The sequence below is a fragment of the Staphylococcus sp. HMSC034G07 genome, from assembly GCF_001835975.1.
GTDB classification, from domain to species: domain Bacteria; phylum Bacillota; class Bacilli; order Staphylococcales; family Staphylococcaceae; genus Staphylococcus; species Staphylococcus ureilyticus.
The window spans coordinates 183,665-203,372 of record NZ_KV826593.1 but is presented as its reverse complement, the minus strand read 5'-3'; the positions used below and the strand labels follow the sequence as shown (position 1 = coordinate 203,372).

The window sequence follows — 19,708 nt, the reverse complement described above, 5'->3', positions numbered from 1 at the left end:
CAAATAAAAAATAGACTAAAAGAGTAGTGGTTTTATTTGTGATTATATCATTATATCTAACTTTTAGTAAGCGATCATAGCGTGATATCATAGTCTTTAACGCCAATTTTGTATATTTGTCAAAATAATTATGTTACTTATATATATATAAAATGAGTAAAAATAAAAATTAAGTGTAATATCAACTCTTTTTGCCGAAAAAATTTATATCTATATAAAAATTATTTTGATATAATTAAGCAATGTCAGAAAAAGGGGAGAAACATCATGGCAATTATAAGAAGAATCAGTTTACCAATGCAAGTTATTATCGCTTTGGTATTAGGTGTTATCGTAGGCCTATTACTTTATGGGCACGATGAAATTGCAAATTACATTAAGCCTTTTGGCGATGTCTTCTTGAATTTAATAAAAATGATTGTAATTCCAGTTGTTTTTTGTTCACTAGCATTATCTATATCCAATGTAGGTGAATCTAAAACAGTGGGACGTTACGGTTTTAAAACAATTTTATATTTTGAAATTATAACAACAATAGCTATAGGACTAGGTATACTTTTTGCGAATATATTTAAACCAGGGAAAGGTTTAGATCCAGATAAATTACCCAAAGGTGATATTTCAACATATGAATCCTCGGCAAAAGCTGCCGAATCATCTACATATGGAAATCACTTTATCGATACAATTGTAAACATTGTGCCTCAAAATCTTTTCGAGGCATTGACTTCAGGTGAATTACTACCAATCATTTTCTTTGCAGTGTTTTTTGGTGTTGCATTATCAGCAATTGGTAAAAAAGCAGAACCTGTAAAAGCGGTTTTAAGTGGTTCATTAGAAGCTGTGTTTTGGATGATTAATAAAATATTGAAATTAGCACCTATTGGCGTATTCGCATTTATTTGTACGACAATTATGACTTTTGGTGCTTCAGCATTAATACCATTATTAAAATTACTATTAGTGGTTATCGGTGCAATGATATTCTTTATTATTGTTGTACTTGGTATCGTAGCTAGATTATGCGGTATTAGTATTTTCTCTATTATTAAAATACTAAAAAATGAACTAGTATTAGCATTTTCAACATCAAGTTCTGAATCTGTGTTACCAATAATAATGAAAAAAATGGAAAACTTTGGTTCTCCAAAAGATATTACTTCATTTGTAGTACCAATTGGATATACATTTAACCTTGATGGATCTGCATTATATCAATCAATAGCAGCCTTATTTGTTGCTCAGATGTATGGCATCGATATGTCCATCGGCCAACAAATCATGTTAATGGTTACTTTGATGGTTGCTTCAAAAGGTATGGCGGGCGTACCAGGAGTATCAATTGTAGTACTTATTACAACATTGACAACAATGGGATTACCAGCTGAAGGACTGGCATTGATTATCGGTGTCGATAGACTATTAGATATGGTACGAACTTGTGTAAATGTATTAGGTAACGCATTATCTACCATTGTTATTGCAAAATGGGAAAATGCTTATGACAAAGAGAAGGGTCAAGCCTATCTAAAATCGATATAAACTAAATTAAAATTCTGACATTTTGCACTGAATAGAAAATAAATCTATTCAGTGCTTTTTTGTTAATTACGGTTATATTATGTTAATTATAAAACAACAACAGTAGGATGTTTTTGAAAACAAGTGATGGGTTAAACAAAATTAATGTTATTTAAGGCACAAACAGCCCCATAAGCACTTCTAAGAAATGCTTATAGGGCTGATTTGTGACGCGGTTTTACTTATTTACATGCCTTTCATGTCCATATCGTGAATTTTCATCATTAGACCATGCGGAATGTCATCGTGATCAACGACTTCCATTTTACTATAAGTGTCTTCGTCCTCAGATTTAATAAGTTTTACAAAATCACCTTTTTTAGGATTAAATCCTGATTTAGAAGGTATTTTTACATTTTCCTCTACTTCATGGTCTTTTTCACTCACTACTTTATCAGCAGTTGTACTATTTTTCATGTAGCCGAAGTATGTCTCTTTTTGACCACCAGAAACCATCATAATAACTAAGACAATAGCTACAATCACCATTACTGCACTGATAATAATTGCAAACATTTTATTTTTCAAAATTAGATTCTCCTTTATATATCTTTACTTCAGTTATATCTGATATTTTAGCATAATGCAATTGAAGTATAAGCGATGACAAAACTTTTAAATTAAATTGTGCTAATATGTACTTATTTTTAAAGTTTCATGTCTATGCTGCACTATTATTTATTTGTAGGTGATAAGCGAATGTATTTCACCTCATCTCGACCAATATCAAACTCAATAGGTGTGTGTGGATAGGTAGTGTGTCGTAATTCTGATTTCGGCATATTTGAACGTTCTATATTTTTTAACAGTGATTGTTCAATGAAAATATCATTAAATATAGGAGGTAAAGCATAATCTATAAAACCATGTTCTCTATTTAACGTACGTATAAATAAAATTAATTTTGAAATAATTGTTTGTTGTTTTAATATAAACTTTCGCTTGTTTAACGTTGTGTGCGTATTGGCATTAAATAATAGTAAATGTGTACATTGTTTATCTTTTGCAACTAAATAATTAGGTTGTATTAATATCGCTTTTCCATAAAATGGCTTTAAGAATTGCATTATATATACAATGGGTTCATATATGCCGTGATGATTCATTAATGCAACGTCATATATACATTTATTCATTAGTTCATAGCCAACAGCAGAACCATTTTTAATCAATTGTATTGTATGTTGCATAATTTCTGATATTCCTAAAGGCGCTTTTTGATTATATTGAGTGAAGTGATTTTTAGTAAGTTTTGAGTACACACATTTATTAGGTTGTAGCTTAGAAAGTGTGACGAATTTATTATAATAATCACTATAACTTGATACATTATCGAATTGATGGCTATGCTTTAATAACATTGTACGTAATTCGCTACGTTCTACATCAATAAAATTAAAGTCAAAATTAAATCTATGTAAGAGTGTAAAAGTGTGTTTAAGGCTTTGAGTTTGGGTTAACACGCCTTCTACATTGATTGCTAATTTGATATTAATATTTAAACTTCTGACTTTAATGTACAATCTGTTTATATCATTTAACTTTAAGTATTCTGAATCAAATAGAATCATAAAGTTATACATATTACCATTAGCATGATATTTAGGTTTGAATATTAAAAATTGGGAAATCACTTGTTCTATTTTTTTATATTCTTCCATGGATTTAATTCTAATAACTACGCCTATACAGTTAGAAAAAATAGCATCGATTAAATTGACAATCCCATTTAAATTGAGTGAAGCTGATGCTAGATTGCTCACATTATTTATAAGTAAATAGCAGTTTGTAAGGTCACTAAAATTAAGTTTTTGATTTAAATTTGTTTGAATTATATCCATTAGATTATCAATATGAATAAAGATGGTAGGTTGTTTTGCCAAATCATTATACTTTAAGTGGTCTAAATTGATAATTTCGTTATCAAGTGATTGATTATGGTCATCTAAGTAGGCTTTGAAATAGTGTGAATATCCGCTAATATCAGTAGTTAATAACGTAATAGGATTATTGTGCAATATATTAAGCTTTTTTCTGTAAGCAAGCGGTGTTAACTTGAGATGATATTTGAATTGATGAGTATAGTTAGCATAATGATTGAAACCCATATTTTCAGAAATAAGATAAATGGTTTTGTTACTATTAATAAGTTCATTAAGAGAAAGCGCAATTTTTAAACTTACTACATAATGTTTAAAGCTAATACCTAAATATTTTTTAAATAAAATCGATATGTATGAACTAGAAATATAAAAAATTGAAGAAATTTCTTTGGACATGATATGTTGTGTAATGTGCTTTTGAATATAATCTGATATTTTATTTAAAAGTTCATTTTCAGAATGTATTGTCGGTATATAAGCATAATCAGTTGATTTTTTAGTTTCTTGCTCTAAGGTAGAAATAAGCTCAGTTAATTGAGGTAATTCCATTGAATTCATAGTATTTAATTTTTCAATCATGTTTAGTATTAAATACTTCAAGTATTCTTGAGCATGCAATGCTTTTGCATCATAATAACAATTAAAAAATAATTGATTAAGCGGGATGATTTGTTGTATTGGTATTTTTAGTTCAACAAGTTGTTCTGCGTGAGTTATACAAAATAAATCACTATGATTGATGATAGCGATATTGTTTTCAACCGAAGTTTGTTTACCATTAATATTGATATTCAATTTACTATTTAATGAAAATAACAGTATGACTTGGTTGATACAACGTTGCGTGTCTGTAGTTAAAAAATCGTGGATACATAATGTGGCATGTTCCATTCTATCTAGCAACTCCTGATAACATATTGTTATATTGACTAAATTACATTATATAATAAATAGTTGTGAATATTAATATATTAAATATAACTATTTTCTTATTTCAAGCGCTAATTCAATCGATAAAATTAAATTGTGTACACCATTTAATTTGGAAAAAATAAATTAAACGAACTAATGATGAAAAATTTAAATATTTAAATATTAAAGAGGGAAAATAATGGAGCATATATACTCAAATTATTATGAAATAGAAGAGAAAATCACTGAACGAAAAAAAGATATTTTAGGTGTCGTTCTACACGATGATGCCGAAAATTATTCTGCCAAAAATTACATTACATGGTTAAATAAGCGCATTGAAAAAAACGAATTAGAAAAAGGATGGGAGAGCGTCTACATCGACCAAGACACATGTTACTGGTTTCATCCAACACAATATACTGAATGGCACTGCGGAAATACATTTGCCAATACGCATTATATTGGTATCGAGAGATGTCAGTCTAAAATCAATGGTATATTAACAGATAGTGCATTTATGAAGGTAGAAGAGGTTAGCTTTTGGCTAGCAGCTGCAATTTTAAAGAAATATCAATTGCCTGTTAATAGAGAAACAGTAAGAATCCATAAAGAATTTTATGATACTGAGTGTCCAGCAAGGTCGTGGTTAATTCATTTGGAACAAGCTTCAAGCACATTGGAAAACATGAATAGATTGAAAGATTATTTTATCTATAAAATAAAATATTATTACGATGATATTACTAAAGAAGATATTATGCCTTTAGGTTAAGGCCAGTATCAAATTAAAGTCAGCTAATATTCATTTTTACCATCAGCAAAAAATAGTTTGGATTATAATATTTAAAAACGTCAATTCTAATCATATAGAAATTGACGTTTTTATTTTTGAAAATTAACCTGATGTGACAAGCTATTCTCAATATATAAATTTTAATAAAAAAAGTGAAATAAATTTAAAAGGCATGTCTCCTAAATTTTTGAGGAAACAAGCTTTTAGAATATTACAGAAAACCAAAGTACAAATTTCAAGATTCAGTACAATAACACATGATAGAATCTTTCATATTGAGCATAAGCTTTATATCTAGTTATTTTTAAATGTGTGTTTGCTCTATATCAAAACTTTTGCTTTCGCCATAGAAATGCACCTACACATGAAACGATAATTAGTGAAATAGCGATCACGATAACCCAAGAGACATAGCTATGTTCATCAATAGGTAATGGAACATTCATGCCGAAAAAGCTAAATACTAAAGTTGGTAATGTTAAAAAGACAGTAAATAGTGTCAATGTTTTCATCGTATTATTCATTTCATTTGAAAGTAGTGATGCATATGAAGTTGTAATACTTTCTAATATATCCGTGTATAATCTTGTGGTCTCTAAAGCTTGATTATTTTCTATGACTAAATCTTCCAACAAATCTTCATCTTCTTCAAATCGTTTAATTGCAGGTAATCTGAAAAGTTTCTTTACTATCGTTTCATTACCTTTTAATGCTGCTAAGAAATAAACTAAACTCTTTTCAACTTCCATTAAATTATATAGTTGTTTGTTTGTAACATTATTTTTTAAATCACGTTCTATACGTAATCTCGTTTTATTTAATAATCTAAGGTTTCTATTATAATGATTCGCGATCGTTAATAATATATTGAGCGCGAATCGGCTATGAAAATGTAAATTTAAATTTTGATGGCTAAATTTTTCTAGAAATTCGTTCTCCACATTACATACAGTAAATATTTTTTTATTACCAATAATAATACCTAGAGGAATTGTTATAAACGAGAGCACATTAAGATTTGTATCATTAACAACTGGCAAATCAAGGATTATGAGGGAATAGCCTGTTTCTTCATCGTATTCAACACGAGAACTTTCCTCAGTATCTAGAGGGTCTCTAATAAAATCTTCTGGTAAATGGTATAAATCTATTAAATGTTCTATTTCTTCCCAATTTGGGTCAACGACATTGATCCATGAAGCATCATGGTCTAAAGTTGATGTTATTATTTCTTGTGTTTGAGTATGTTTATAAGCAGTAATCACAATACAAATCTTCCCTTCATTAAATTCTTAATTATATTAGCGAAGATTAGAGCGGTTGACAAGTATCTTTCAATTTTAATTGTAATACTTATAAAAAGAATTAATTTAAGGATATTATAAGTATCATATTGTAAAATCTGCATGGTTAACGAATTTGGAACGGTTTGCATGTATTGGTGAAATAAGATTACAGAAATGTTGAGAAAATACGATGTAATTTTAATGATAAATTAACATTAGCTTAACAAAAATTAGTTATACTTCACATAGTTTACAAATATTTTAAAGAGGTGTAACGATGGATTCTTCTGTAATGGAGATTATTTTTACCTTTATTGGTGGATTAGGTATTTTTCTATATGGTATTAAACAAATGGGAGACGGTTTACAAGCCGCAGCTGGTGATAGATTAAGAAGCATTTTAAATACTTTTACAAGTAACCCTTTAATGGGTGTCTTGGCTGGTATGATTGTAACGATATTAATTCAAAGTAGTTCGGGCACAACAGTAATTACTATAGGTCTTGTTAGTGCAGGCTTTATGACAATGCGTCAGGCAATTGGAGTAGTTATGGGAGCGAATATTGGTACTACAGTTACTGCATTTATTATAGGTATTGATATCGGTGAGTATTCGCTGCCAATTTTAGCAATTGGTGCATTTCTAATTTTCTTTATTCAAAAACGTAAAGTGAAAAATGTGGGTATGATTTTATTTGGTTTTGGTGCATTGTTCTATGGTTTAGAACTTATGAGTGGTGCAGTTAAACCATTAGCAAATTTAGACTCTTTTAAACAAATTATGTTAGATATGTCTTCGAATCCATTATATGGTGTGGTAGCAGGTACATTATTAACAGTAATTATCCAAAGTTCAAGTGCCACAATTGGTATTTTACAAGGATTCTTTGCCAATGATTTAATTAGTTTACACGGTGCACTTCCTGTACTTTTAGGCGATAATATTGGTACGACAATCACGGCAGTACTTGCCAGTTTAGCAGGCTCGTTGGCGGCAAAACGTGTGGCAGCTGTACATGTACTCTTCAATGTAATTGGCGCTATCATTTTCTTAATAATCATGCCTCTCTATCAATTAGTTATTGAATGGATGCAAGGGATTATGAATTTAAAGCCTGAAATGGTTATTGCATTTTCACACGGTACGTTCAATGTAACAAACACAATTATTCAATTGCCATTTATTTTCATCCTAGCATGGATAGTGACGAAGTTAGTACCAGGCGAAGACTTGAATGAAAAATATAAACCAAGAATGTTAGATAAAAATTTAATCAACAGAGCTCCTAACATCGCGTTACAAGAAGCTCAAGATGAAATTCAAAATATAGGTCATATGACTTTCGATATGTTTAGATATGCTAAGAACTATGATGATAAAACAGAAAAAGATATAATTCAGAAGCATGCAGCTGTGGAAAGTATGTATGACAATGTAAGACAATATTTAACAAAAATCTCTGAGAAGAAGATATCCAAACAAGATGCAGAAAGAATGTCTGTGTTATTCGATGTTAATCGAACGTTTATTAAAGTAGCAAGTTTAACAGAAGCTTATTTATTGGATTTAAAGAAAAAAGAAACAGAATCAATTCAAATATCTGCAAAAGCAGAACAAAGTATTGAAAGACTATATGACCATGTCGATGCGTCACTTGAAAAAACAATTGATATGTTTAACGTATATGACAGAGTTAAAAAAGATGAAATCGTTCGTTTGAGTAACGATTCGTATACATTAGAACATGATCTTAGGAAGAAACATATCAAGCGCTTAAGTTCTGGAGAATGTTCTTTAGAAGGTGGTTTGCTATATCTAGATATGATAGCTATCTTAGAGCGTATTGGTTACCATTCTAGAAACATTTCAGAATCTATGATTGATATAGATAATATTGAACATGAGGATGATGAAGTGGAACATACTTTGGGTTGGTCATATTAAAAAGTTATTTTAACCACAATGTATGCAAAATTTAATATCATATAATGAGGCAAGCCATAACAGAAATAAATTTTATGCTTAGTCTTTTAAATTAGAGCGGAATAACATCACTTTATTAAAGGGTGATGTTACTCTGCTCTTTTTTTATGAGAAAGGATACTTGGTTAACAATTTTCAATTTAAATGATAAATGGTATGTAAAAAATGGAGTACTCGAGATGGCAAAAGCAATCCCTCTCTTAATCCTTAGTAAAACGATAAGGATACTTGACAAAATGTTACCGTGAGCATAAGATTGAAACTAATATAATTTTCAGAAATCGATTGGGGGATTGTTTATGACATCTATTAGTATACTTGATCAAAGTCCGATAGATCATAATGAAGCAGTTAGCGACGGGATAAAGAGAACAGTTGAACTCGCTCAATTAGCAGAAAACCTGAATTATACAAGATATTTTGTTGCAGAGCATCATAATATACAAGAAGTCGTTGGTACGAGTCCTGAAATATTAGTTACACATCTATTAAACCAAACAAGTAGAATAAACATTGGTTCTGGTGGGGTTATGTTACAGCATTATAGTCCATTTAAAGTGATTGAGCAGTTTCATTTTATGAGCCAAATCGCTCCGGGAAGAGTAGATTTAGGTATAGGTAAAGCACCTGGTGGTTTTCCTCTAGCGACACAAGCATTGCAAGAAGATATCAAAAGTTCACCTACATCTTTCAATGATAAATTTCATCTATTAAATCAATTTAATAATGGAAACTTTCCTAAAGAAAATCCATATTCAAATTTAAAAACAACGATTCGTAATAAAGAGGTTGAAAAACCACATGTTTTTCTTTTAGGTGGCAGTGAACGATCAGCGCGTTTTGCAGCAGAAGAAAAAGTAGGATTTATTTATGCATATTTTTTGAATTCGGATAATGAACTTTTACAAAAAGCCATTCGTACATACAAAGCATTTTACCCTGAGGGGAGAATAATTGTTGCCTTGGCTGCTGTTGTATCGAATAGCGAAGCGGAGTACGCATTAATTGAAGAAGGGCGTACAAACTATGTTTTACACTTTGATGACGGTCAAAAATTAACGGTATCAAGTGAACACCAAATTGATGATTTTAAAAAGCAAAGTTCAAGGACATTTGAAATTGAAGCACAACAAATAGAGGTATTTAATGGTACAGCTGAGTCCATAAAACAACAGATTCATGAATTAAATATAGATGATGAAGTTGATGAATTTATGTTTCATATGCCCGTTCAAAATCATTCATTACGATTAAAAACAGTAGAGCAATTAGCGCGTGTATATAAAAAATCGACTTTGAAAGCAGGGGTAAAATGACAAATAAAAAAATAGATTTTGGAATTATGTTGAACGGTCCTGGTAGTCATATGCATGCTTGGAAATCAAGTGAGGTTCCAAGTGATGCAAGTACAAATTTTGAATTTCAACTTGAAATTGCTCGCAAAGCAGAAAAAGCTGGCTTCAGTTTCGTTTTTGTAGCAGATGGATTATATATCAATGAAAAATCGATACCACATTTTTTAGATAGACATGAACCTTTAACATTTTTAGCAGCTCTTGCTCCTATAACGCAGCAAATTGGATTAGTTGGTACGATTTCAACTTCGTATAGTGAACCGTTCACAGTGGCCAGACAACTTTCAACCATTGATAACATTAGTAAAGGTCGTGCAGGCTGGAATGTGGTAACTTCGCCTTTAGCTGGGAGTGCTGACAATTATAGTAAAGGAGATCATCCAGAACATGATGTTCGATATGATATTGCTGAAGAACATATCCAAGTTGTACAAGGATTATGGGATTCGTACGAAGATGACGCGTTTACGTTCGATGTTGAAAATGGTGAATATGTTGATAAAAGTAAAATGCATACTTTAGATTACAAAGGTCAATATTTCCAAGTTAAAGGTCCTTTGAATGCAAGTCGGTCAGAACAAGGACAACCTGTTATATTCCAAGCAGGAGCTTCTCCTAAAGGACAGGCATATGCAGCTAAATATGCTGATGCCGTTTTTACACTTGGTGAGTCACTTGAAATTGCTAAAAGTAATTATGACAGTATTAAAAAACAAGCCCAAGCATTTGAGCGTAATCCCGACCATGTTAAAGTCTATCCAATGCTAGCACCAGTCATTGGAAAAGATAAAGCCGAAGTAGAGCGACGATTAAATGAACTTAAATCATTAGCAACAATTGAAGAGGCTTTAGACTACTTGGGAAGATATTATGATCACCATGACTTTACTCAATACGAATTAGATGCACCATTTCCAGAGTTAGGTGACGTAGGGAAAAATAGTTTTCGTGCAACTACTGATGCAATTGCTGAACGTGCGAAATCACAAAATTTAACGTTAAGAGAAGTTGCTCTAGAAGAAACTGTAAGACGTTCACCATTTACAGGCACTTATGAAGAAGTAGCAGCATTAATAATTGAATGGTTTGAACAAGGTGCAGCAGATGGCTTTATCTTTGGACCACATGTCTATGGTGAAATATATGATGAATTTTTAAGAGAAGTGTTACCTATATTAGAAACAAAAGGTTATTATTCGAAATCTTATGAAGGTAGTACATTACGTGATCATCTTGGTATTCCGTTTAAAGAAAATAGATATCGAAACACAAAAGTAGAGCATATCTAATTTAAATGATTTTTAAGGAGTGAAATAGAATGTCTGAATATAGTGCAACTTCACATCATTCGCAAACAGATGTTGAACAAGACCAATTAAAAATAAAAGAAAAAAGAAAATTTCAATTGCCACACGTGTTATTAATGATGTTGATGATGATGATGTTTGCATGTTTATTGACATATGTCATTCCTGCTGGTGAATTTGACACGACAAAAAGTGGTGAAATTGTACAAGGAACTTATCATGCTATTTCACAAAATCCAGTTAATCCATTTTATGCAATTACCTTAATATTAAATGGGGGTATACAATCAGCTCAAACTGTAACTTTATTGCTATTTGTTGGTGGGGCAATTGGAGGTATGTTGCAATTGGACTCAGTGACAAAGTTAACTAATTATATGATATATAGATTTGAACACGCAGGTGCTTTACCACTCATTATAGGATTATTTTCTTTAATGGCGTTTATAGGGTTTTTTGTAGGTGGAGATCAGATGATTGTTTTTGTCACGCTCGGTGTCATTTTAGCGAATAGGTTAAAATTAGATCCAATTATTGCCCTTGGCATGACCTTCCTACCTTTGTATATGGCATTTTCAGTTTCTCCTTCAGGTATGGCTAAAATTGGTCAAATCGTTTATCCGGAAGTCACTTTATATTCAGGATATGGTGGGAGAGCAATTATGTACACAGTGTTTTTATTGGTCACTTTATTATATGTTATCTGGTATGCGAGAAGGGTTATTAAATCACCAAATAAAAGTTTGATGAATACTACATCTTGGCAACAAAATAATGTGCAAACAACAAATACAGAAATTGATTTGAAAGATAGAACAATTAATTGGAGAGATTTGGTTGTAGTAGGATTAGTGATTTTTACACCTATAGTATTAGCAATAGGTAACGGCATGTTAAGTTGGACTGAGAAATATGGAAATGGTGTATTCATTACTGTTTTTGGTATTAGTTTTGTGCTTGCTTACTTAATAAAAAGTAAACGGCCTAGTGAAATGGTGGATGGATTTCTAGCAGGAGCGAAACCAATGCTAGTGGTTGCTTTTGCTATTATCATGGCAAACACAATCAGCGTCATTCTAGAAAAAGGTAAGATTTTAAGTACGATTGTCAACGGATTAACGACACAACTTGATGGTTCGTCAGCTGGTGTCGTATCAATATTAATATTTTTAGTAGCAACAGTATTTAATTTTTTAGTACCATCTGGTTCAGGTTTAATGAGTGTCATGGTTCCAATATTACAACCAGTTACGCATACACTTGGTGTGAATGACCAAATACTGTTAACTTCACTATCTTTTGGCGGTGGATTAGGTAATTTAATTACGCCAACATTGGGTGCGACAGTAGGTGCGATTGCTATTGCGAAAGCTAATTTTAGTTCATGGTTTAAATTTATGGCACCATTGTTTTTAATTTGGGTCATCGTAGGTTCAATTGTGTTGTATATCTTCACTACTGTTGGATGGTCAGGTGGTATATAAAAAGATTGGATAATTATTTTAAGTAAAAAAAGCTGTATCAATTAGGTATTAAATTATTCTAATTGATACAGCTTTTTAAATTGTTAATTTTGAAATTAAACAACAGTTAACTTAAATGGCATGTTTTGTAGCCATTTTTTTTGGGGGGGTTCATCAGTAATAACTTCAGTAATATCAGTGATTTTAGCAAATGATAAAGTAGATGAAATATCAAATTTACTGTGGTCTATCAGAGCAATTACTTTTTCACTTTCTTGAACCATCTGCTTTTTGAGTTGAACTTCAGGTAATGAAAAATCAGTCAAACCATTTTCTAAGGTGAAACCGTTTGCAGATAAAAAGAAATAATCAATATGATACATTTCTAAAATTTGTGAATCAATGTTTCCAGTAATTGCATTTGAATCTTGTGATACAAACCCTCCAACTACGAGCACTGTTAAGTTAGGATTTTCTTTTAAGAGTACTGCATTTTCCAATCCATTTGTAATAATCGTAAGTTCCATTGTTGTCTCAGATATTAATTTTGCAAGCTCATATGTAGTTGAACTTGCGTCGATGAGTATGCATTGTTGCGGTTCGATTTTATTTAACGCATGCTCACTTATTTTATGTTTTTCACGATGCTTTTGTGTTAAACGGTAAGAAAAGTTTAACTTAGAAGTCATCGTATCATTAACTTTTGCTCCGCCATGTGTACGTGTAATCTTATTTTCACTTTCTAAAAGCCGTAAATCGCTCCGAACTGTTGCTTCTGTCACGCTTAAGTAATCTGAAAGTTGTTTTACAGTAGCTCTTTTATGTGACTTTATATAAGTATATATGTGCTCTCGTCGTTCATCTGCATACATTTTCATATGATTCGCAACCTCCTTATGTTCATAATTTAGTTTAACACAATTTTTTATAAAAATAACAAAACAAAAGCAAAACGAAAATAAACGAAAAAATATTTGAAAGAAATGAAAATATATATTAGAATTATAGGCATAAATGAAAGCGTTTTCTAATAAAAGAAGGGGTTGTTGAAAATGACGAATAAAAATTATCCAGACAAAATGAATGCAGTTGTAGCATATGCGCCAGGGGATTATAAATATGAAACAGTAGAGACGCCAACAATTGAGAATTCAAAAGAAATTATAGTGAAAGTTGAAGCATGTGGTATTTGTGCAGGAGATATTAAAGCGTATGGCGGAGCACCAAGTTTTTGGGGTGATGAAACGCAACTTTCTTATATTAAAGCACCGATGATACCGGGCCACGAATTTATTGCACGTATTGTTGAGAAAGGCGAAGATGTGACTGATTTTGAAATAGGTGATCGTGTCATTTCTGAACAGATTGTACCTTGTTGGGAATGTAGATTTTGTAAACGTGGAGAGTATTGGATGTGTGAAAAACACGATTTATACGGTTTCCAAAATAATGTCAATGGCGGTATGGCTGAATACATGAAATTCACTAAAGAAGCAATAAATTATAAAGTTCCTGAAGATCTACCTATAGAAAAAGCAATTCTAATTGAACCATATGCTTGTAGTTTACATGCAGTGCAACGTGCAAACATCAAATTAGGAGATTTCGTTGTATTATCTGGTGCTGGAACACTGGGGCTTGGCATGATAGGAGCTGCTAAAAAATCTGGCGCTGAAACTTTGGTTGTACTAGATATGAAAGATGATCGTTTAGAATTAGCGAAACAGTTTGGTGCAGACATTGTAATGAATCCAGCAAAAGTTGACATAGTAAAAGAAATTAAGGATATGACTGAGGGCTATGGTTGTGATACTTACATTGAAGCGACAGGACATCCTAAATCTGTTGAACAGGGTTTGAGTGCAATTAGAAAACTAGGAAGATTTGTCGAATTTTCTGTATTTGGGGATCCAGTAACTGTTGATTGGAGCATCATTTCTGATCGTAAAGAACTAGATTTAATGGGTAGTCATTTAGGACCTTACTGTTATCCGCTTGTGATAAATGGTATACAAAATGGTGATTATCCAACTGAAGGCATAGTAACACATCAATTGCCACTGCAAGATTTTGAAGAAGGCTTTGAATTGATGAAAAAAGGAGATAAGTCATTGAAAATTGTGCTTGTACCTTAAAACAGCAAAGTGATAGATAACATAGATAGTTAAAAGGAGAGACTTTAAATGAAAAAGATGATTAATCATCCTGATGACGTTATAGAAGAATTAATGGCCGGATATTTAATTGCTTATCCTGAATATATTAGACGTTCAAACTTGCATCAAAGAGCATTAATTGGAAAAAAACGACACCCTAATCGTAAAGTGAGTGTTTTAATTGGTGGAGGATCAGGACATGAGCCAGCTTTTATCGGATATGTTGGTCAAGGTATGGCTGATGGTGTGGCAGTAGGTAATATTTTCGCTTCACCTTCACCAATTCCTATACAAGCTGTAACTAGAGAAATTCATGACGGCAATGGTGTGTTATATATTTATGGAAATTATGCAGGAGATTTAATGAATTTTGAAATGGCCAGCGAAATGACAGAAGTCGAAGATGATATTGAAACAGCAGTAGTAATAGGAAATGATGATGTTGCTTCAGCGAAGGAAATTGAAGAGAGACGTGGCATAGCAGGTGAATTACTGGTTTATAAAGTTGCAGGTGCTGCTGCTGATTTTGGCTATGATTTGAAGGAAGTACGTCGTATTGCACAACTGGCAAATGATTATACACGTTCGATGGGCATTGGGTTAAGTCCTTGTTATTTACCGCAAACAGGAAAACCAAGTTTTGATCTTGAAGATAATGAGATGGAAATTGGATTAGGACATCATGGTGAACCAGGTATTGAAAAAACAACGATTCGCACAGCAAAAGAAACCGTCCAAGTTATTATGAAAAACATTTTGAAAGAAGGTCTTTATCAATCAGATGATGAAGTGGTTGTGTTAGTAAATGGGTTGGGTGCAACCTCACAAATGGAATTATATATTATCAATAAAGAAGTTGATGCAATATTAAATGAAAATAATATAAAGACGTACAAATCGTATATTGGTAATTTTATTACATCAATGGAAATGGGTGGCTTCTCAGTAACATTGATGAAGGTGGACGAGACGTTAAAGTCATGTATAGATCATCCTGTCGATTGTCCAAATTTTAAAGAAGTCTAGGAGGAAATTGTAATGACATTAACAAGTGAAACATATAAATCATTCATCCTAGCATTAGCTGAGTTGTTTGAAGAACAAAAAGATAACTTATGTGAATTAGATAGAAAAATAGGTGATGGTGATCATGGTGTGACGATGAATATTGGTTATCAAGCTGTAAAAAGTACGATTCATAACGAGTTACAAGTACAAGATGATATTGCAAAAATCAGTGTTGCTGTTGGTAAAAGCTTTTTGGATGCAGTCGGGTCATCTGTAGGTCCTTTATATGCTTCAGGTTTTTTAAAGTCAGCAGTTGCAGTGAAAAATAAAACTGAATTAGATGATACAGACTTATATCAATTTTGGATTGCATTCAGTAAAGGAATTAAGGCAAGAGGTAAAGCTGAAATAGGTGATAAAACGATGATTGATACACTTGAACCATTCTATCTTTCATTAGAAACATCTAAATATCAAAGTATTAATTTCAAGGAAGCATTTGAGATTGCACTTTTAGAGGCTAAAAAAGGTATGGAAAGTACAAAGGATATTGTTTCAAATAAAGGCCGTTCTAAGCGATTAGGCTATCGTGCGCAAGGTCATGTAGATCCTGGCGCGATGTCAGCGTATCTGATGTTAAATACATTTAAATCATATGTATAAGTGAAGTGATAAGTATATAAGGAGGAGTTAGAATGAAAATAGCAATCGGTGCAGACCACAATGGTTACGACTTAAAAGAGGCAGTGAAAACGCATATAGAAGCACTGGGCCATGAAGTCGAAGATTTTGGTTGTCATCATTGTGCAGAGACGGATTATCCAGATGTTGCTGCTAAAGTTGGTAAAAGCATCCAACAAGGAGATAATGAACGTGGTATTCTTATTTGTGGAACTGGCATTGGCGTTGCGATAACAGCCAACAAATTAAAAGGCATACGCGCTGCTTTGGCGCATGATTACTATTCTGCAGAGCGTGCACAGTTAAGTAACAATGCTCAAATACTGACTATGGGTGCACAAATTATTGGTATAGAAGTTGCTAAAAAAAATGTTGAAGCATACTTAAATGTAAGTTGGGAAGGCGGTTCTCAACGTAAAGTAGATAAAATTGTGCAAGTTGAACAAGATGAATTTTAATGCGTTATATTTAAGTAAACCATATCATTCTTGAAGAATAAGAAGTTGAGGCCTAAAGCGCATAATTAAAGCAAAGGACTAGTCCGTGTGAGAGTCGACGGATTAGTCTTTTGCTATTTAAATTTATACATAATTTGTAACTTAGCATTTCTAATAAAAACAAATTTAGCATTAGTTTAATACTTATTTTTATAACAACACATTATAAATATTTTTAATGGAAACAAAACTAATATTTTATTTCTAATTAATTGGAACAATAATATTTAATTTATAATTATTTGTCCAAAAAATGACAAAATGAAATTTATATTGTGAATATATATTTCATTTAATATCATTGATAATATAAACTTTTTGAAAAAGGGGGATGAAAGTGCAATTAACATTTAAACTTCATAAGTTTTCTTATGTTATATTTATAATTTCGTTGATCATTGGGATAGTTACTTGTTCTCAGCAAGTTTCAGCACATGCAACTTTAGAAAAAGTTACTCCAGCACAAAATAGTGTGGTTGAAAACGCGCCAAAAGAAATAACATTACAATTTAATGAACCAGTCCATTCAAAGTATTCAAGCATAAAGATTTATGATGACAATGGTTCTGAATTGACTGAAGTAAAACCAAGTACAACAGGTTCCTCTCAAACATTGACATTTCCTATTGAAAATTTAAATAAAGGTACGCACAGTATAAAATGGCATACAATGTCTGCAGATGGCCATGAGATCAATGATAGTTTTGAATTTTCAGTTGGAAAACAGACAGCAAATGGAATTGATACAGCACCACCGTTTTATGAAAAGGCAGATTTTTGGTTTGGGGTTACGCGCTTTATAATAGAAGGATTATTGATTACACTTACCGGCCTTTATTTTGTCAACCGCTTAGCTAAAAGACAAAGTTTACCTCATTTAAATTTTAAAACATACACGATGCCAACCATTTTGACGTTGGTCATGATTTCCGTTACCACAGTTTTAATTTATATGATGACTTTATCTTCTGATGTTGTGTCAGATGTGTTAAGTCTACAAAAAGCAACTTTATTGCAAACACCATTCATATTAACAATGATTGCAGTTATCATATTATTATTGCTTTTCACTTTGAAAAATATGGCTACAAGTTGGTATATATTCATTCCAAGTCTAATATTAATTGCGCTTAGTATGTCTGGACATGCTTGGTCTCAATCTGTACCAATATGGTCGATTTTTATCAGAGTGATCCATATTACTGGAATCTCATTTTGGTTAGGCGCTTTGATATACTTAGTGGTGATGGTATTGGGTAAAAAACAATTTGCAGTAAATCAAATGAGACCTTTTTTATTAAAAGTAAATATTAGCGCTGTCATGTTAATTGTCATATCAGGTGTCCTTATGTCAATTGACCAAACGAATGTCTTAACATTGTGGAAAAATATTCAAACGTGGAGCGTTTTATTACTTATTAAGATTTTGCTAACATTTGTGATGATGACGTTAGGATTTTATCAAACAACTAGAGCGCTTGGTAAGCATCGTCAGACAAATAGATTTGCATTAATCATAGAACTAAGTATAGGTATTTTACTCATATTAGCAGGTGTAATTATGAGTCAATTAAATATCCCAGGATAGGAGTTTAAAAGATGAAAAGACAATTTATTTTAGCCATCGCAGTTTGTTTTACTGTTTTAGTATTTTCCAAAAGTGCTCATGCACATGTGACTATGAATCCTGACACAAGTGAACCAGGTTCTTATGAAAAATATGATGTTAGAGTTCCAGTAGAAAAAGAAGCGAACACGACAAAAATAGAGTTGAAAGTACCCAAAGGTGTAAATGTTGTAGGTGTTGCACCACAGGAAACATTTGATCATAAATTAACTAAAGATGACGATGGTAATATTACCAAAATCACTTGGACAGCTAAAGATAAAGGTATTGGACCCAATGAATTTGTCGATTTACCTATTCAAGTAGCAAATCCTGATAAAGAAGGCGAATTTAAATGGGATGCTTATCAAACTTATGACGATGGAGAAACTGTAAAATGGAATGGTGATGAAGACGCAGAAAAACCATCACCTATGACTAAAGTATCCAAAAAAGCTGATGTTGATTCTGAAAATAATCAATCGGGCAATGATTCTATCGCTTTATGGATTGTATCTATCATAGCTATTATTTTAGCGCTCATAGCAATTTTTAAAAAGTCTCGTAAAGAAAGATAAAGTATAAGTGATTAAGCTAGTAATCAGATTTTGATTACTGGCTTTTTTGTGAAGTTTGGTGAATTGTCACTGTATTTTAATTAAATTTATTTTATAATAATTTTTAAGGAGGATTTTGAATGCGCAGAATATTATACGCTTTTTTAATTTATACAATCTTAGGATTGCTTAGTGGTTTTTATTATCGTGAATTAACACTTGCTTATGACTTTACAGGTGATACACAATTAGTAGTAGTACATACGCATACGTTAATATTAGGAATGTTTATGCATCTCATTTTATTACCAGTAACAAAAGTATTTAATTTGAGTAGTTATTATTTATTTAATTGGTTCTTTATCGTGTATAATATAGGTGTATTGGTAACGATTGGTATGATGTTTACGAAAGGCACTTACCAAGTGATGGGACTTAAAGTTCCAGAATCATTTGCTGGCTATGCAGGAATGGGGCATACAGTGATTACAGCTGGTTTTATTTTATTATTCTTCTTGCTTAAAAACGCCATTGTCAAAAAATCAGAAAAATAATTTCTCTAAATAGAATTTTTAAAACAAATATAGTAATCATAGATATAGTAGACGATCGATACGAATTTGATCGTCTTTTTAT

At 31.7% G+C, this 19,708-nt stretch carries 17 protein-coding genes; 13 read left to right on the top strand and 4 right to left on the bottom strand.

Features of this window, described 5'->3' with window-relative positions:
• Positions 1-267: 267 nt before the first annotated feature.
• Positions 268-1,542 carry a cation:dicarboxylate symporter family transporter gene (locus HMPREF2586_RS02250; protein ID WP_019468836.1) on the top strand — a complete coding sequence of 425 codons (1,275 nt, stop codon included), beginning with the start codon at positions 268-270 and terminating at the stop codon, positions 1,540-1,542.
• Between the two features lie 225 nt (positions 1,543-1,767).
• On the opposite strand, the gene HMPREF2586_RS02245 is transcribed toward HMPREF2586_RS02250, so the two are convergent.
• Both HMPREF2586_RS02245 and rsp read right to left on the bottom strand, forming a co-directional pair.
• Positions 1,768-2,109, bottom strand: a complete 342-nt coding sequence (locus HMPREF2586_RS02245) for a DUF4889 domain-containing protein (protein WP_019468837.1) — start codon at positions 2,107-2,109, stop codon at positions 1,768-1,770.
• 146 nt (positions 2,110-2,255) lie between these two features.
• A complete protein-coding gene (gene rsp, locus HMPREF2586_RS02240; protein ID WP_070657942.1) occupies positions 2,256-4,355 on the bottom strand; it encodes an AraC family transcriptional regulator Rsp in 2,100 nt (699 codons plus the stop codon).
• Positions 4,356-4,575: 220 nt separating this feature from the next.
• On the opposite strand from rsp, the gene HMPREF2586_RS02235 reads away from it, so the two are divergent.
• A complete protein-coding gene (locus HMPREF2586_RS02235) occupies positions 4,576-5,151 on the top strand; it encodes a peptidoglycan recognition protein family protein (protein WP_070812617.1) in 576 nt (191 codons plus the stop codon).
• Positions 5,152-5,498: 347 nt separating this feature from the next.
• Here the strand turns inward: HMPREF2586_RS02235 and HMPREF2586_RS02230 are convergent, their stop codons facing one another.
• Positions 5,499-6,437, bottom strand: coding sequence for a magnesium transporter CorA family protein (locus HMPREF2586_RS02230; RefSeq protein WP_046207586.1), 939 nt, complete (start codon positions 6,435-6,437; stop codon positions 5,499-5,501).
• Between the two features lie 298 nt (positions 6,438-6,735).
• Between HMPREF2586_RS02230 and HMPREF2586_RS02225 the strand changes: the two genes are divergently transcribed.
• From HMPREF2586_RS02225 to HMPREF2586_RS02210, 4 genes are all read left to right on the top strand, one after another.
• Positions 6,736-8,403, top strand: coding sequence for a Na/Pi cotransporter family protein (locus HMPREF2586_RS02225; RefSeq protein ID WP_070812616.1), 1,668 nt, complete (start codon positions 6,736-6,738; stop codon positions 8,401-8,403).
• 338 nt (positions 8,404-8,741) lie between these two features.
• Complete coding sequence (locus HMPREF2586_RS02220; protein ID WP_070812615.1) at positions 8,742-9,758, top strand: MsnO8 family LLM class oxidoreductase; 1,017 nt, start codon at positions 8,742-8,744, stop codon at positions 9,756-9,758.
• On the top strand, positions 9,755-11,086 hold the full coding sequence (locus HMPREF2586_RS02215) for an LLM class flavin-dependent oxidoreductase (RefSeq protein ID WP_064209325.1): 1,332 nt from the start codon (positions 9,755-9,757) through the stop codon (positions 11,084-11,086). The genes HMPREF2586_RS02220 and HMPREF2586_RS02215 overlap by 4 nt, the downstream gene beginning before the upstream one ends.
• Positions 11,087-11,115: 29 nt before the next feature.
• Positions 11,116-12,588 (top strand): Na+/H+ antiporter NhaC family protein, encoded by a 1,473-nt coding sequence (locus tag HMPREF2586_RS02210; protein ID WP_040030123.1) that lies wholly within the window; start codon positions 11,116-11,118, stop codon positions 12,586-12,588.
• Between the two features lie 95 nt (positions 12,589-12,683).
• Here the strand turns inward: HMPREF2586_RS02210 and HMPREF2586_RS02205 are convergent, their stop codons facing one another.
• Positions 12,684-13,445 carry a DeoR/GlpR family DNA-binding transcription regulator gene (locus tag HMPREF2586_RS02205; RefSeq protein WP_019468844.1) on the bottom strand — a complete coding sequence of 254 codons (762 nt, stop codon included), beginning with the start codon at positions 13,443-13,445 and terminating at the stop codon, positions 12,684-12,686.
• A gap of 174 nt (positions 13,446-13,619) precedes the next feature.
• Here HMPREF2586_RS02205 and HMPREF2586_RS02200 point away from each other — a divergent pair, with 174 nt between their 5' ends.
• From HMPREF2586_RS02200 to HMPREF2586_RS02170, 7 genes are all read left to right on the top strand, one after another.
• Positions 13,620-14,702 carry an MDR/zinc-dependent alcohol dehydrogenase-like family protein gene (locus HMPREF2586_RS02200; protein ID WP_070812614.1) on the top strand — a complete coding sequence of 361 codons (1,083 nt, stop codon included), beginning with the start codon at positions 13,620-13,622 and terminating at the stop codon, positions 14,700-14,702.
• A gap of 48 nt (positions 14,703-14,750) precedes the next feature.
• The gene (locus HMPREF2586_RS02195) at positions 14,751-15,749 is read left to right on the top strand and encodes a dihydroxyacetone kinase subunit DhaK (RefSeq protein WP_070812613.1); all 999 of its coding nucleotides are present in this window, start codon (positions 14,751-14,753) and stop codon (positions 15,747-15,749) included.
• Positions 15,750-15,761: 12 nt separating this feature from the next.
• Positions 15,762-16,394, top strand: a complete 633-nt coding sequence (dhaL, locus tag HMPREF2586_RS02190) for a dihydroxyacetone kinase subunit DhaL (protein WP_019468848.1) — start codon at positions 15,762-15,764, stop codon at positions 16,392-16,394.
• A 32-nt stretch (positions 16,395-16,426) separates the two neighbouring features.
• On the top strand, positions 16,427-16,870 hold the full coding sequence (gene rpiB, locus HMPREF2586_RS02185; RefSeq protein WP_019468849.1) for a ribose 5-phosphate isomerase B: 444 nt from the start codon (positions 16,427-16,429) through the stop codon (positions 16,868-16,870).
• Between the two features lie 376 nt (positions 16,871-17,246).
• Positions 17,247-18,497: a copper resistance CopC/CopD family protein gene (locus tag HMPREF2586_RS02180; protein WP_083319558.1), complete on the top strand. Its 1,251-nt coding sequence runs from the start codon at positions 17,247-17,249 to the stop codon at positions 18,495-18,497.
• An 11-nt stretch (positions 18,498-18,508) separates the two neighbouring features.
• Entirely contained in the window at positions 18,509-19,093 is a 585-nt protein-coding gene (locus HMPREF2586_RS02175; protein WP_019468850.1) for a YcnI family copper-binding membrane protein, read from the top strand.
• Positions 19,094-19,212: 119 nt separating this feature from the next.
• Entirely contained in the window at positions 19,213-19,626 is a 414-nt protein-coding gene (locus HMPREF2586_RS02170) for a DUF2871 domain-containing protein (RefSeq protein WP_019468851.1), read from the top strand.
• Positions 19,627-19,708 lie beyond the last annotated feature (82 nt).

Bases quoted from the DNA above. Each gene is read 5' to 3' on its own strand.
- HMPREF2586_RS02250 (WP_019468836.1), top strand. From the start codon at position 268: ATGGCAATTATAAGAAGAATCAGTTTACCAATGCAAGTTATTATCGCT.
- rsp (WP_070657942.1), bottom strand. From the start codon at position 4,355: ATGGAACATGCCACATTATGTATCCACGATTTTTTAACTACAGACACG.
- HMPREF2586_RS02235 (WP_070812617.1), top strand. From the start codon at position 4,576: ATGGAGCATATATACTCAAATTATTATGAAATAGAAGAGAAAATCACT.
- HMPREF2586_RS02225 (WP_070812616.1), top strand. From the start codon at position 6,736: ATGGATTCTTCTGTAATGGAGATTATTTTTACCTTTATTGGTGGATTA.
- HMPREF2586_RS02220 (WP_070812615.1), top strand. From the start codon at position 8,742: ATGACATCTATTAGTATACTTGATCAAAGTCCGATAGATCATAATGAA.
- HMPREF2586_RS02215 (WP_064209325.1), top strand. From the start codon at position 9,755: ATGACAAATAAAAAAATAGATTTTGGAATTATGTTGAACGGTCCTGGT.
- HMPREF2586_RS02210 (WP_040030123.1), top strand. From the start codon at position 11,116: ATGTCTGAATATAGTGCAACTTCACATCATTCGCAAACAGATGTTGAA.
- HMPREF2586_RS02205 (WP_019468844.1), bottom strand. From the start codon at position 13,445: ATGAAAATGTATGCAGATGAACGACGAGAGCACATATATACTTATATA.
- HMPREF2586_RS02200 (WP_070812614.1), top strand. From the start codon at position 13,620: ATGACGAATAAAAATTATCCAGACAAAATGAATGCAGTTGTAGCATAT.
- HMPREF2586_RS02195 (WP_070812613.1), top strand. From the start codon at position 14,751: ATGAAAAAGATGATTAATCATCCTGATGACGTTATAGAAGAATTAATG.
- dhaL (WP_019468848.1), top strand. From the start codon at position 15,762: ATGACATTAACAAGTGAAACATATAAATCATTCATCCTAGCATTAGCT.
- rpiB (WP_019468849.1), top strand. From the start codon at position 16,427: ATGAAAATAGCAATCGGTGCAGACCACAATGGTTACGACTTAAAAGAG.
- HMPREF2586_RS02175 (WP_019468850.1), top strand. From the start codon at position 18,509: ATGAAAAGACAATTTATTTTAGCCATCGCAGTTTGTTTTACTGTTTTA.
- HMPREF2586_RS02170 (WP_019468851.1), top strand. From the start codon at position 19,213: ATGCGCAGAATATTATACGCTTTTTTAATTTATACAATCTTAGGATTG.